10 protein-coding genes are annotated in these 14,118 nt (G+C 73.0%); 5 read left to right on the top strand and 5 right to left on the bottom strand.

The annotated features are described in order from the left end of the window. Window positions 1-8 precede the first annotated feature (8 nt). The 4 genes from Ate02nite_RS31680 to Ate02nite_RS31665 all read left to right on the top strand — a co-directional run bounded on the left by Ate02nite_RS31680 (window position 9) and on the right by Ate02nite_RS31665 (window position 5,590). Window positions 9-2,612, top strand: coding sequence for an AfsR/SARP family transcriptional regulator (locus tag Ate02nite_RS31680; RefSeq protein WP_203811519.1), 2,604 nt, complete (start codon window positions 9-11; stop codon window positions 2,610-2,612). Window positions 2,613-2,800: 188 nt separating this feature from the next. Further along, on the top strand, window positions 2,801-4,063 hold the full coding sequence (locus Ate02nite_RS31675) for an MFS transporter (protein ID WP_203811518.1): 1,263 nt from the start codon (window positions 2,801-2,803) through the stop codon (window positions 4,061-4,063). Next, window positions 4,026-4,622 (top strand): RNA polymerase sigma factor, encoded by a 597-nt coding sequence (locus Ate02nite_RS31670; protein ID WP_239147837.1) that lies wholly within the window; start codon window positions 4,026-4,028, stop codon window positions 4,620-4,622. Before Ate02nite_RS31675 ends, Ate02nite_RS31670 begins: the two co-directional genes overlap by 38 nt. Further along, window positions 4,619-5,590, top strand: coding sequence for a CU044_5270 family protein (locus Ate02nite_RS31665; protein WP_203811516.1), 972 nt, complete (start codon window positions 4,619-4,621; stop codon window positions 5,588-5,590). Before Ate02nite_RS31670 ends, Ate02nite_RS31665 begins: the two co-directional genes overlap by 4 nt. Before the next feature lie 4 nt (window positions 5,591-5,594). Here Ate02nite_RS31665 and Ate02nite_RS31660 read toward each other — a convergent pair whose 3' ends face one another. The 3 genes from Ate02nite_RS31660 to Ate02nite_RS31650 form a co-directional block, all read right to left on the bottom strand. Continuing rightward, window positions 5,595-6,599, bottom strand: a complete 1,005-nt coding sequence (locus tag Ate02nite_RS31660; protein ID WP_203811515.1) for a Gfo/Idh/MocA family protein — start codon at window positions 6,597-6,599, stop codon at window positions 5,595-5,597. Window positions 6,600-6,659: 60 nt separating this feature from the next. Beyond that, a complete protein-coding gene (locus Ate02nite_RS31655; RefSeq protein WP_239147867.1) occupies window positions 6,660-7,781 on the bottom strand; it encodes a serine/threonine-protein kinase in 1,122 nt (373 codons plus the stop codon). 78 nt (window positions 7,782-7,859) lie between these two features. Beyond that, entirely contained in the window at window positions 7,860-8,606 is a 747-nt protein-coding gene (locus tag Ate02nite_RS31650; RefSeq protein ID WP_203811513.1) for a GNAT family N-acetyltransferase, read from the bottom strand. A 72-nt stretch (window positions 8,607-8,678) separates the two neighbouring features. Here Ate02nite_RS31650 and Ate02nite_RS31645 point away from each other — a divergent pair, with 72 nt between their 5' ends. After that, window positions 8,679-11,507, top strand: coding sequence for an AfsR/SARP family transcriptional regulator (locus Ate02nite_RS31645; RefSeq protein WP_239147836.1), 2,829 nt, complete (start codon window positions 8,679-8,681; stop codon window positions 11,505-11,507). On the opposite strand, the gene Ate02nite_RS49080 is transcribed toward Ate02nite_RS31645, so the two are convergent. After that, window positions 11,504-13,063 carry an alpha/beta fold hydrolase gene (locus Ate02nite_RS49080; protein WP_239147835.1) on the bottom strand — a complete coding sequence of 520 codons (1,560 nt, stop codon included), beginning with the start codon at window positions 13,061-13,063 and terminating at the stop codon, window positions 11,504-11,506. The genes Ate02nite_RS31645 and Ate02nite_RS49080 overlap by 4 nt on opposite strands. 12 nt (window positions 13,064-13,075) lie before the next feature. Further along, complete coding sequence (ilvC, locus tag Ate02nite_RS31630) at window positions 13,076-14,089, bottom strand: ketol-acid reductoisomerase (RefSeq protein WP_203811512.1); 1,014 nt, start codon at window positions 14,087-14,089, stop codon at window positions 13,076-13,078. Window positions 14,090-14,118: the final 29 nt, after the last annotated feature.

Genomic DNA, 14,118 nt, shown 5'->3' with positions numbered 1-14,118 from the left:
GGACCGCTGTGCTTGAGGTGCGCCTGCTGGGACCGGTGGAACTCTGGGCCGGCCAGGAACAGCTGCCGGTCGGCGAGCCGCGTCAGCGCGCGGTGCTGGCCGCCCTGGCCTGCGAGGCCGGCCGGGTGGTCACCGCCGAGACGCTGATCGACCGGGTGTGGGGCGAGACCGCGCCCGCCCGGGCCCGGCACGCGTTGCAGTCCCACCTGGCCCGGGTGCGGGGTGCGCTGCGGCGCGGCGGCGGTGACCCGCTGATCCGGCGGTCCGGCGGCTACCTGCTCGACCTGCCGGCCGACCGGGTCGACCTGCTCCGGTTCCGGGCGCTCGCCGACGGGGCGGACGGGGATGTCGACCGGTTGCGCGAGGCGGTCCGGCTGTGGCGGGGCGAACCGCTCGCCGGGCTGGCCGGTGACTGGGCCGCCTCGATGCGGGCGGTCTGGGACTCCGAACGCCTGCTCGCGGTGGTGGCCTGGGCGGAGGTCGAGGACCCGGCCGCGCTGATCGGCCCGCTCGGCGCGATCGCCCGGGAGCAGCCGCTGGTCGAGCCGATCGCGGTCGCGCTGATGCGGGCGCTGCACGCGATCGGCCGCACCGCCGACGCGCTCGGCCAGTACGACGCGCTGCGCCGGCGGCTCGCCGAGGAGCTGGGCGCCGACCCGGCACCGGCCACCCAGGCCGCGCACGCCACCATCCTGACCAGCAACCAGGACGCCGCGGTCGGCTCGCGCGAGCCGGTGCCGGCCCAGCTGCCGGCCGACGTGACCGGCTTCGCCGGCCGGGTCGACGCGCTCGGCTACCTCGACAAGGTCCCGTCCCTCGCGGTCATCGGTGGTTCGGCCGGGGTCGGCAAGACCGCCCTGGCCGTGCACTGGGCGCACCGCGCGGCCGACCGGTTCCCGGACGGCCAGCTCTACGTCGACCTGCGCGGCTTCGGTCCGGGCGGCACGGCGATGGACCCGGGGGTGGCGGTGCGCGGCTTCCTCGGCGCGCTCGGCGTGCCGGCCCGGCGGATCCCGGCCGAGTCGGACGCGCAGTCGGCGTTGCTGCGCAGCCGGCTGGCCGGCAAGCGGCTCGTGCTGGTGCTCGACAACGCCCGGGACAGCGACCAGGTGCGCCCGCTGCTGCCCGGGGCCGGGGCCTGCGTGGCCGTGGTGACCAGCCGCAACCAGCTGACCGGGCTGGTGGCGGCGGACGGTGCGCAGCCGCTGCGGCTGGACGTGCTCAGCCACGGTGAGGCGCAGGAGCTGCTGGGCCGGCGGCTCGGTCCGGACCGGATCGCCGCCGATCCGGTCGCCGGCGACACCCTCATCGGGTTGTGTGCCCGGCTGCCGCTGGCGCTCACGCTGGCCGCCGCGCACGCCGTCATGCAGCCGGAGATCGGTCTCGCGGCGCTGGCCGACAGCCTGGCCGGGTGGTCGGCGCCGGTCGGGGACACCCCGGACACCGACGTGCGGGCGGTGTTCTCCTGGTCGTACGAGGCGCTCACGCCGGCCGCCGCGCGGTTGTTCCGGCAGCTCGGCGTACACCCGGGTCCGGATTTTTCGGCCGCGGCAGCGGGCGCTCTTCTCGGTTCGGCCGACGAACTGGCCGAGCTGGTGCGGTCGAGCCTGCTGACCGAGCACGCGCCGGGCCGGTTTCTGTTTCACGACCTCATGCGGGCGTACGCCGAAGGTCTGGCGGCCGACCCGGGCGCGGCAGACCGGCTTCTCGACCACTACCTCGGCACGGCGTTCGCGGCGGCGATGCTGCTGACACCGACCCGGGCGGCGCCGATCCGGCCGATCGAGCCCGGCGGCGAGCCGCTCGCCGACCAGGCCGCCGCGATGCGCTGGTTCGCGGCCGAGCGGGCCGTCCTGCTCGCGCTGGCGGCCCGGTCCGGCGGCGACCGGCCGTGGCAGCTGGCCTGGACGCTGGACACCTTCCTGTACCGGCAGGGCCCCTGGCACGACCTGGTCACCGTGTGGCAGGCGGCGCTGGGCACGGTGCGCGACGAGCAGGCCCGGGCGTACGCGTACGCCCGCCTGGCCCGGGCCTGGACGCTGCTGGACCGGGCCGCCGAGGCCGACCGCGATTATCGGCTGGCCCTGGAGCTCTACGACCGGGCCGGGGACCTGGACGGGCAGTCCGGCGTGCACCACGAGATGGCGATCCTGTGCGAGCGGCAGGGCCGGATCCCGGACGCCCTCGCGCACGCCGAGCGGGCCCTGGAGATCTCCGACTACGGCAACGCCAACACCCTCAACACGGTCGGCTTCTACCGGGCCCAGCTGGGCGACTTCGCCGGGGCGCTGGAGTGCTGCGAACGGGCTCTCGCTCTCTACGAGCAGAGCGGCGACGCCGACAACCGGGCGGCGGTCTGGGACAGCCTCGGCTTCATCCGGCACGGCCTGGGGGAGTACGACGCGGCCGTCGACTGCTACGAGACGGCGCTGGGGCTGTACCGGGAGATCGGCGACCTCTACTGGGTGGCCGACACGCTGGTCCACCTCGGGGACACCCATCGGGCCTGCGGGCGCGAGGCGCTGGCGACCGCGGTGTGGCGGGAGGCGCTCGCGATCTACGAGGACCTGGGGCACGCCAACGCCGCTGAGGTGCGAGCGCGGCTGTCCTGACGGTTCCGCAGGAATTCCGCAGGGGGCATGCGCGATCGTCGATGCCGAACAGCCATCAGCGAAGGGAGTTCGGCATGACTGCGAAGACCGACGGAACTACCTGGGGCTACCGCGGAGCTACCTGGGGCTAGGAGTACGGGGGGACGGCGCCGCCCACGCCCCTGGGCGGCGCCACCCGGGGGGTGTGCGTGACGACCTATCGCGAGCTGTTCGCCTATCGAGAATTCCGCTACCTGTACGGCGGTCAGCTGCTGTCCTACCTGGGCGACCAGGTAGCGGCAGTGGCCGTGGCGGTGCTGGTCTTCGACCGGACCGACTCGGCGTTGCTGTCCGCGATCGCCTACGCCAGCTCCTGGCTGCCCGGTGTCTTCGGCGGTCCGATCCTGTCCACCTACGCCGATCGGCTGCCCCGCCGGGCCGTGCTGATCGGCTGCGACCTGGCCCGCGCCGCGCTGATCGCCCTGGTGGCCGTGCCCGGCGTGCCGCTGTGGTCGGCGATCGCCCTGCTCTACCTGGCGCACCTGTTCTCCCCGCCGTTCGTGGCGGCCCGCGCGGCGATCATGCCCGAGGTGCTGCCCGGCGAGGCCTACATCACCGGTAACGGGCTGGGCAACATCACCCACCAGCTGAGTCAGCTGCTCGGCTTCGTCGCGGGCGGCATCGTGGTGGCGGCGATCGGCCCGGTCTGGTCGCTGATCGGCAACGCGGCGACCTTCGTGCTGTCGGCGGCGCTGATCGCGTTCGGGGTCGCCCGGCGCCCGGCCGCCCTGGCCGGTGACGTGCCGCAGGGGCTGCTGGCCCAGTCCCGGGACGGGATCCGGTACCTCCTGGCCGACCCGTGGCTGCGTACCTGCCTGGCCCTGGTTTGGGTGGCGAGCGGTTTCGCCTTCGCGCCGGAGGCGATCGCCTATCCGTTCGCGATCTCGCTCGGTGGTGGCCCGGCCCAGGCCGGCCTGCTGCTCGCCGCGCCCTCGGTGGGTTTCCTGCTGGGCGCGCTCGCGCTGACCCGGATGCTGACCCCGGACACCCGGGACCGCCTGCTGCGCCCGGCCGCCCTGCTGTCCACCGTGGCGCTGGTTCCGGTGCTGGCCCGTCCCGGCCTGCCGGTGGTGCTGATCCTGCTGGCGGTGGCCGGCGCGGGCGCCTCGTTCGTGGTCCCGCTCAACTCGATCTTCGTGCGCCGGGTGGCGCCGGAGTTCCGCGGTCGCGCGATGGGCGTGGCCTCCTCGGGCCTGCTGGTCTGCCAGGGCCTCGGTTTCCTCGCGGCCGGCGGCGCCGTGCAGGCCGGGCTGGCCCCCGCTACCGTGGTCGGCCTGAGCGGCCTGCTCGGCACCGCGGCCATCCTGACGACCCGGTTCGCGCGCCGGCCACAAATCTCCGGGAACCCGCCGGCGCGGGCGGACAGGAATGGTCGTGAACCTTTCTCAGCGAGCCCGGATACGCGCCGGTGACACCGCCGCGTTCGGGCAGCTCTTCGAGGACCATGCGGGCCAGGTGTACCGCCACGTCGTGCGTAGTACGGGCGGCTGGAGCGGCGCCGAGGACGTAGTGTCGCTGACCTTCCTGGAGGCGTGGCGGCTGCGCGAGCGGCTGCGGCCGGACGGCGACAGCGTGCTGCCCTGGCTGCTCGGCATCGCCACCAACGTGCTGCGCAACACCCGGCGGGCGGCCCGGCGGCACGCGGCCGCGCTGATCCGGCTACCTCCGGCCGAGACGATGCCGGACTTCGCCGACGAGATAGTCAACCGGATGCGCGACAGCGAGCAACTGGCCGCGGCGACGGCCGCACTGAGCCGGTTGCGCACCGCCGAGCGCGAGGTCTTCATGCTCTGCGTCTGGTCCGGGCTGGATTACGCGCAGGCCGCCGAGGCGCTCGGGGTGCCGATCGGCACGGTCCGGTCCCGGCTGTCCCGGGCCCGGGTCAAGCTGCGGCAGCTGACCGCGGACCGGGATCAGGTAATGGTCGGCCGCGAGGACGCGGTCCCGTCGACTCAGGAGTGGAACCGATGAACGAGCGCGCCGAACTGACCCGCCTGTTGCCCCCGCCGGCCGACCCGGAACTGTCCGTCTACCGCCACCGGCTGCTCAAGGACGCCTTCCTGCAGCAGATCGCCGAACCCACCACCACCCGTCCCGGCCGCCGGTTCGCCCTGCTCGGGGTTCCGGTCGCGGCCGCGGTGCTGGTCGCGGCCATCGTCGGGGCGACGGTGCTCGACCGGCACCGGGCCGACGAAGCGAACGCCGGCCCCGCCCCGATCGTCGCGGTGGCGGCCGGTGACGCGGCCGGAGCAGGCCCGCTGCTGGAGCGGATGGCGCAGGTCGCCGGGGTGACGCCGCGGGTCGCGCTCGGCCGCGACGACTACGTCTACATCAAGAGCAAGGTCGCCTGGATGACCTTCACCGTCGACGGCGGCTCCGGCCCGAAGGAGATCGGCGTCGACGGGTCGGTCCTCGACAAGGTGCACAGCCGCGAGGTCTGGCTGCCCGCCACCCAGAACACCGAGGGCCTGGCCCGGGAGCGCGGCGAGACGTTCGGGCTGGCCAACCCGCGGCCGAACAGCCGGTACGCCGACCTGCCCACCGACCCGGCCACCCTGCTCGCGCAGGTCTACGCCGACACCCAGGGGCAGGGCAACGGCGCGGACGGCGCGGCCTTCGACTTCCTCGGCGAGGCGCTGCGGGAATCGCTGCTGCCCCCGCCGGTGGCCGCCGCCATCTACCGGGCCGCCGCGCTGATCCCCGGCGTGGTCCTGGTGGCCGACTCGGTCGACGCCGCCGGCCGGCACGGGATCGCGGTCGCCTTCACCGACGAACTCGGCGAGCGCCGCGAATGGATCTTCAACCCGACCACCTTCGAGTACCTCGGTGAGCGCTCCTACCTGGTCCGGGACACCTCGATCGGCAAGGCCGGCATGCTCACCGGCACCACCGCCGTCCTGGAACGCGGCGTCGTGCACCGCAAGGGTGACCGCCCCTGATCGATCAAAGGATGCGGACCTCCTCGATGCGGACCGGTCGGTGCTCCACGGCCGACCGGGCGCAGGCCTCGGCGATCCAGTCGGCCTCGAGGCCGTCGGCGACCGTGCACGGCGACGGCAGCTTGCCCGCGGCCACGTCGAGGAACGTCTCGAACTCGGCGCGGAAGGCGCCGGCGAAGCGGTCCATGAAGAAGCGATGCGGCTGCGGGTCGCGGCCGGGGGCGGCGGGGTCGGCCGATCGCATCGGCCACTTCGCGTCGATGCCGGCCGCGATGCTGTCGGCCGAGCCGTGCACTTCCAGGCGTACGTCGTAACCGCGCCCGTTGTACCGGGTGTTGGACACCACGCCCAGGGTCCCGTCGGCGAAGGTGATCACGGCGGTGGCCGTGTCGACGTCACCGACCTCGGCGAAGAAGGCCGCGCCGCGGTCACTGCCGGTGGCGTAGACCTCGACGGCCTCCTGCCCGGTCACCCATCGCACGGTGTCGAAGTCGTGCACGCCGCAGTCGCGATAGAGCCCGCCCGACCCGGCGATGTACTCGCGGGACGGCGGTTCCGGGTCCATCGTGGTCGATCGGACCGTGGTGAGCCGGCCGAGTTCGCCGGCGTCGACCGCCGCCTTGACGGCGGCCATCGCGACGTCGTAACGACGCTGAAAACCAATCATGACGGGTACGTCGTGGTCCGCCAGCCGGCGCAGCAGCGCCGCACCCGTGGCACCGTCCGGCGCGACCGGCTTCTCGCACAGCACCGGCACTCCCGCCTCGACGCAGGCCAGGATGAGCGGCGCGTGGGTGTCGGTGCCGGCGGCCACGACCACGCCGTCGACCCCGGCGGTGAGCAGGTCGGCGACCGTGTCGACGCCCTGGGCACCGTAACGGTCGACCACCTCCCGGACCCGTTCCGGTAGAAAATCGGTGACGACGAGCGAGTCGATCGCGGGGATGGTGCTCAGGGTGCCGGCGTGGAAGGCGCCGATCCGGCCGAGGCCGATCAATCCGATACGCATACCGCTCAGCGTATGAACGGTGACCGTGCGTTCATCCCCCCGGAAACCCTCAAAAGTCCATCAGGGCGCTTCGGGGGTGGCGGTCGTCGGCGGGGTGTCCTCGGGAGCCGGCGTGGTCGGCTCGGCGGTCGGCTCCGCGGTTTTGGTCGGGGCCGGGCTGTCATCCGGGGTGGGCGACGGCGTCGGCTCGGTCGGGCTCGGGGACGCTGTCGGCTCGGTCGGGCTCGGAGACGCCGACGGCGTGGTCGGCCGCGGGGTCGGGGCCTTCTTGCGAACGTGGCCCGCGCTCGTCGCGGCGGGCTTGCGCACCGTGGCGGTGACGGTCGGCCGGGACGTCGGCGCGAGGCTGGTGATCAGCGGCGTGGTGGTGGCCGGGTGCGGGCCCTCCACGGCGGCCTCGGCCGACCGGCCGCCCGGTGTGTCGGTGCCGTTCGCCAGCTGCAGTCCGAGGATGCTCAGCACCGCCGCGACGGCCGCCGCCGACGCCAGGACCGCGGTCCGCCGCCGAGAGCGGGTGCGGGCCGGTGGGACCGAGCGGGGGATCGAGACCGGCCCGGCGATCTGCCGGAGGGCTTCCGCGACCGACGCGGCCGTCAGCCCACTCTCGGTCGCGCACTCCTCGAGCAGGCGGCTGAGGTCGCGCGGCAGGTTGCGTCCGGGCGCGCCATCGAGGCATTCGAGGATCAGCGAGGCGAGCGCGGCCACGTCGGCGTCGTTCCGGCCGGTGGCGGTGGCCGTCTCGAAGTCGAGAACCTTTACCCCGTCCGGGGTGAGCATCACGCTGCGCGTGCTGACGTCACCGTGGACCAGGTCTTGCGCGTGGGCGGCGGCCAGCGCGCCGGCGATGCCGGCACCGATCTCGGCCGCTTCGCGCCATCGCAGGCCGCCGGTGCGGGTCAGTCGATCGGCCAGGGTCTCACCCTCGAGAAATTCCATGACCAGGTACGGGGTACGGCGGTGGCCGTCGAGGATCTCGCCGTAGTCGTAGATCTGGGCGATGTTCGGGTGGCTCAGTCCGGCCGCGATGCGGGCCTCGTGCAGGACGTCGGTGGCTTCCACCCCGTACGGAAGGAAGATCTTGACGGCTACCGAGCGTCGCAGGACGGTGTCGAAACCGTGGTGCACGACGGCGCCGCCGACCCGGCCGACAGGGTCGCCCAACCCGTAGCGCCCCGCCAGCATCTGCACTGCGACCTCCCCGTGGTGGCGACAGCTTACCCGGCGGAAACCCTGCGGAAACTGCGTCAGGCGTCACTTCGGTCACGTCGTGAAGAAGGTCGCCCACGTCTGCACGGTGCGGAATCCCATCGACTCGTAGAGTGGCCGTCCGACCGTGCTGGTCTGCAGGTAGGCCGACGTGGCGCCGGCGGCGAATCCGTCGGCCATGACCCGGGCGGTCATCGCCCGGCCCAGGCCCTGACTGCGCGCCTCGGGGCGGACCGCGATGTTGTAGACGCCGATCAGGCCGCCGGTGCGGATGCCGAGCCCGGTGGCGGATTCCGTTAGATAGCCCGCGATCCGGGGGTCGTCGAGCACGCCGCCGCCCATCAGGTCGCCGAAGATGCCGGCCGGAGTCTCGAATCCGGCGGCCAGCACCTCGGTGTAGTCCTGGCTGCGGTGCGGCCCGACCCGGTCGATGAGCGCGGGCTTGGCGCGCAGGTCGGCCCGGTCGGCGTCGCAGACCATCACCGTGATCGGGCCGCCGCCGGTCAGGCCGTGCCGGTCGGCCAGGCCGGCCAGGTCGGCGCCGGCCTCGCCGAGCACGACGATCGACCACGGCAGCCCGTGCTTCGCGACGTCCCGGGCCGCCTCGTCCAGGGACCGCAGCGAGTCCGGTCCGGGTTCGCGGGCGGTGCTGACCGCGATGTTGAGCGAGCCCACCCCGACCCCCGACACCAGGGCCCGGGCGTCACCCCGCTCGGCGTGCCAGCCGTGCGGAGTCAGCTCGCACAGCACCGTCATCGCGTCGAGCCACGCGTCCGCGATCCGATCGCCGGTCGTCGTCATCTGTCTCCCGATTCAGTCGTATTCCACAAGTCCTTCACTACGGCTTACTACCGTCGAGCGATCAACTCACCGGTGCGCCTACAGATCATGGGACCGTTGCGGGTCTGGCGCGGTGACGTCGAACTCGATGCGGGCCCCCGCCAGCAGCGCTGTCTGCTGGCGCTGCTGGCCGCCCGGGAGGGCCGCCCGGTCGGCATGGGCGAGCTGATCAATCTGATCTGGGGTTCGGAGTCGCCGATCAGCGCGGTCAACGTCATCCACAAGTACGTCGGTGCCCTGCGCCGCCTGCTCGAACCGGGCCTGCCGCCCCGCGCCGGCGGGGCGTTCATCACCCGGCGGGACAGCGGATACCGCTTCCTGGCCGGGCCGGACAACCTCGATCTCGTCGCGTTTCGTCAGCTGGTGGCCGGTGCGAAGGAGAGCGTCGGCCAGGACCGCATGGACCGGGCGCTCGATGAGTACCTCGAGGCGTTGCGGCTGTGCGACGGGCCGGCCGGGGACAGCCTCGCGGACAGCCCCGGTGCCACCGCGGTGTTCGCCGGCATCGACGGGGAGTTTCTCGACGCGTCGATCGCGGCCGGCGAGGTCGCGGTGCGGGCCGGCCGGCCGGCTCAGGCCCTCGCCGCGCTGCGGCTCGCCGCCCGGATCGGCCGGCTGCACGAGCCGGTGCACGCCGCCCTGATGACGGCGCTGGCCGCCGCCGGGCACCAGGCCGAGGCGCTCGAGACCTACCGGAACATCCGGGACCACCTCGTCGAGGAACTCGGCATCGACCCGGGACGTGAGCTGCAGGAGGCGCACCAGCAGGTACTGATGCAGGCGGTGGCCCCGATCGCGGAGCCCGAGGCGCTCCCGCTGCTGCGCCCGGCGCAGTTGCCGCCGGACCAGCCGATGTTCGTGGGCCGCACCTACGAGTTGCGGGTCCTGCACGATCTGGTGCGCTCCACCCGCGACACCCGGCGCACCAGCCCGATGGTGGTCGCGGTGGACGGCATGGGCGGCGTCGGCAAGTCGACCATCGTCACCCACTTCGCGCACCAGGTCGCCGCCGACTTCACCGACGGTCAGCTCTTTCTCGACCTGCGCGGGCACGAGGGGGAGGACGGCAGCGTGCTGGCCGCGGACGCGTTGCGGTCCCTGCTGTACGGCCTGGGCCTGCGCGCGGCCGACGTGCCGGACACCTTCGACGCGCTGGTCGGCACGTACCGCAGCCTGACCGCCGGGCAGCGGATCCTGGTGATGCTCGACGACGTGCACGACGCTGCGCAGGTGCGCCCGCTGCTGCCGAACTCCGTCGACAGCCTGGTGCTGATCACCAGCCGCCGGCCGCTGGTCGGCCTGGCCGCCTCCGACGGCGCCCGGCTCTACCGCGCGTACGTCCCGGACCTGCCGGATGCCCGCGAGATCCTGACCACCCGGCTGGCCACCCTGCCGAGCCGGGCCCGCAGCAGCATCGACGGCGCGGTCCTCGACGAGATCATCGAGCTGTGCGGCCGGCTGCCGCTGGCGCTGGCGATCCTGGCGGCGCGGCTGAGCGTACGGCCGAATCTGTCCCTGGCCACCGTCGCGGCCGAGCTGCGCGACGGCGCCCAGCGGCTGGCCGCCTTCCCGAACGGCCGCGGCGTCACCGATCCGCGTACCGCGTTCTCCTGGTCCTACCGGCAGCTCAGCCCCGGCGCGGCCCGGCTGTTCCGGCTGCTGTCGGTCGCGCTGACCCCGGGCATCACGCTCGAGGCCTGCGTGAGCCTCGCCGGGCAGGACGCCGGCCGGACCCGGGCCGAGCTGGAGGAGCTGGCCGAGGCGGCGCTGGTGGCCGAGGACGTCAGCGGGTGCTTCACCTCGCACGTGCTGGTCCGGGCGTACGCCGACGAGCTCTTCCGCAGCGTTGATCCGGTCGCCGAGCAGCGGGCCGCGGTCACCCGGCTGCTGCAGTACTACCTGCACAGCAGCTATCACGCCCAGGTCGTACTGGAACCGAACCGCACTCCGATCGCGCCCGGCCCGGCCGAACCGGGGGTGGTTCCGCAGCGGCCGGCGTCCTACCGGGAGGCCATCGACTGGTTCGCCGACCAGCGCGAGGTGCTCAAGGAGGCGGTCCGGGTCGCGGCCGACCTCGGCTACGGCATCGTCCCCTGGCAGCTGGCCATCACCCTGCAGCAGTACTTCGAGTGGTTCGGTCACTTCCAGGACTGGGAGGACGTGATGCGGTTCGCGTTGCGGGCCGCCCGCGAGGGTGGCGACCCGGTCGGTGAGGCGCACGTGCTGCGCAGCCTGGCCGGGGCCCGGTGGTTCTTCGGCGCCAACGAGGAATCCCTGGAGCTGCTGGCGGCCGCCCTGCGGGTGTTCGTCGAGCGCGGCATGCTGCTCGAGCAGGCGTTGACGCAGATCAACTTCCACTCGGCGTACACCGCGCTGGGCGAGCACGAACGGGCCCTGGAACGTGCCGAGATCGCGGTGTCGCTGTGCCACGCGGTCGGCAACCAGAAGGCCGAGATGCGCAGCCTCGACTGCAAGGGGCGGTCGCTGACCCACCTCGGTCAGTACGAGCGGGCCGCCGTCGAGCTGCAGCACGCGCTGGACCTCAACCTCGCAGTCGGTCGCCGGCACGAGGAAGCCATGATCCGGGTGTCGATCGCGCACAACCTGATCGAGCTCGGCCGCACCGCCGACGCCACCGCCGAGTTGAGGCGGGCGGTCGAGGCCGCCCGGTCGGTGGGCCAGGGTCCGTACCATTTCGAGGCCTTCCGGAGTCTGTCCGAGCTGCTTATCGAAACCCACGACCTGCCGGGGGCGCGGGAGGCGTTCGACCGGGCCAGCGCGGTGCTCCAGTCGTTCCAGGGCGGCGGTCCCCGCCGGATGCAGGCCGAGCTGCGCCGGCTGGCCGCCCGGCTGTCCCGCTAATTGCGCCACTCCAGGCCGAAGGCGCCGTACGTGTCCAGGACGGCGCCGGCCGCGTACTCGTGGGCGTATTCCGACTCGCCCAGCGCGACCGTGGCCGCCGCCCGTACGTTCGCCAGTTCCGCGGCGTCGTCCGGGTCGGGCACCTGGGTGATGGTGGCGTAGGCGCTGTCGGTGAAGCCGGCCATCCGGGCCGCGCGCCGGTGGTCACCGTCGGCCGAGGCCATCGCGGCGGCGGCCACCCCGAGGTACGGCAGGAAGTCCCGGTAGCCGTGGGCGAACACTCGCTCGCGCCCCTCGGCGAACAGTTCCCGGGCCCGGTCGAGGTGGCCCAGGTGCAGCTCGGTGAAGGCCAGGTTGTGGTACTCCGCGTTGACCAGCTCGGGCTGCCCGAGAAGCTCGTTCAGCTCGATACTGGCCAGGTAGCGGATGCGCGCCTCGGCGTGGTCGCCGGACAGCCGGGCCACCGCGGCCAGCACGTGCCGCGGACGCTCCTCCAGGCGCCGGTCACCCGACTTCACCGCGACGTCGAGGGCGGCTGAGGCGAGATCCTCGGCCCGGGGCAGATCGTTGGCACGTAACGCGACCCGGGCGATCGCGTACAGCCCCTCGACCTCCCCGGCCGGCTCCCCGGCGGCCCGGGCCCGGTCGATCTCGGCCCGCGCCATCCGGGTCACCGCCGCGTCGTCGCCGTTACGGAAGGTCGCTCTGATTTCTTCGGCGAAGCTCCGGCCGATCAGCCCGCGCACCGCCTCAACAAACCGTTCCGGCTCCTCCAGATGCCCGAAGTGGCCGCTGTTTTCCAGCATCGCCAGGCGCGAGCCGGTGATGCCGTCGTGCAGCATCCCGGCCCAGACCGGGCCGCAGGCGAAGTCGTGCCGCCCGCAGATCACCACCGTCGGGGCGGTGATCGCGCCCAGGTCGGGCCGGGTGTCGACGACGGTCGAGGCGAAGTTGACGAGCCAGCACCGAAGGTCTTCCCGGAGCGGCTCGAACTCCGCGCGCCGCCCCCAGAAGTCGGCGAAGTAGACCGGCAGGATGGCCCGCAGACCGGCGGTCATCTCCTCGTCGGTGCGCTCGGGTTCGGCGCTGTCGAAGGCCTCCCACACCGCGACCGCCTCCGGTACCCCGGGATTCCGGCCCGGGTACGCGGCCGCCTCGGCCCGGGCGGCCGCCCAGAACTCCGCGTTCATGACCGGCGTCGAGCTGTACAGGGCGAGGCCGGCGACCCGCTCGGGATACCGGACCGCGAACCGCTGCGTGACGATGCCGCCGTGCGAGTGGCCGAGCAGGTGCACCCGCGGCACGCCCAGGTGCTCGACCAGGGCGGCCAGGAAGTCGACGTAGGTGTCCACGTACGTCGCACCGGCGGGCAGCGGCCGGGAGTCGCCGGTGCCGACCGGTTCCGGGTAGACCACGGTGAAGTGCTCTTCGAGGGCCGGCGAGCGCAGGTAGGAGTAGTCGACACCGGGCCCGCCGGAGTGCGCGACAAGCATCGGGCCGGTGCCGGCCACGTGATAGGCCTGCCTGGTCCCGCGGAACAGGAAGCTGTGGGTCATTGCTCGCTCCGCTCAGGCGGTTTCGGTGATCGGCCGGTCGACCCAGCTCATCATGTCCCGCAGCTTCCGCCCGGTGACCTCGATCGGGTGGCCGGCGCCCTGCTCACGGTACTTGGCCAGCAGCGGGCCACCGTGCTCGTCGTCCTCGATCAGGTCCCGGGTGAACTCACCCGACTGGATCTCCCAGAGGATCTTCTTCATCTCATCCTTGACCCGGGCGTCGATCACCCGTGGGCCCCGGGTGTAGTCGCCGAACTCGGCGGTGTCCGAGACGCTGTAACGCATCCGGGAGATGCCGCCCTCGTACATCAGGTCGACGATCAGCTTCAGCTCGTGCAGGCACTCGAAGTACGCGATCTCCGGGGCGTAACCGGCCTCGGTGAGCACCTCGAAGCCGGTCTGCACCAGCGCGGTCACACCGCCGGCCAGCACCGCCTGCTCGCCGAACAGATCGGTCTCGGTCTCCTCGGTGAACGTCGTCTCGATCACCCCGGCCCGGGTGCCGCCGATCGCCTTCGCGTAGGAGAGCGCCAGGGCCAGGCCGTCGCCGGCCGGGTCCCGCTCGACGGCGACCAGGCAGGGCACGCCCTTGCCGTCCACGAACTGCCGTCGCACCAGGTGACCCGGGCCCTTCGGGGCCACCATCGCCACCGTCACGTCGGCCGGTGGCCGGATCAGGCCGAACCGGATGTTCAGGCCGTGGCCGAAGAACAGCGCCTTGCCGGCGGTCAGGTTCGGCTCGATCGACTCGGCGTAGATCTTGCGCTGCGCGGTGTCCGGCGCCAGCACCATGATCACGTCAGCCCAGGCCGACGCCTCGGCCGGCGTCTTGACCTCGAGGCCCTGCTCCTCGGCCTTGGCGCGGCTCTTCGAGCCCTCCTTCAGGCCGACGACCACCTGGACGCCCGAGTCGCGCAGCGACAGCGAGTGGGCGTGGCCCTGGCTGCCGTAACCGATCACGGCGACCTTCTTGCCCTGGATGATCGACAGGTCGGCGTCGTCGTCGTAGAAAACGTTCACAGTCACGGCAAGACCGTAGGTCGGCGCGCTTTATC

It is taken from the genome of Paractinoplanes tereljensis (genome assembly GCF_016862435.1).
Taxonomy (GTDB): Bacteria; Actinomycetota; Actinomycetes; order Mycobacteriales; family Micromonosporaceae; genus Actinoplanes; species Actinoplanes tereljensis.
The sequence above is the reverse complement of the archived record's forward strand: the minus strand, read 5'-3'. Positions and strand labels throughout refer to the sequence as shown.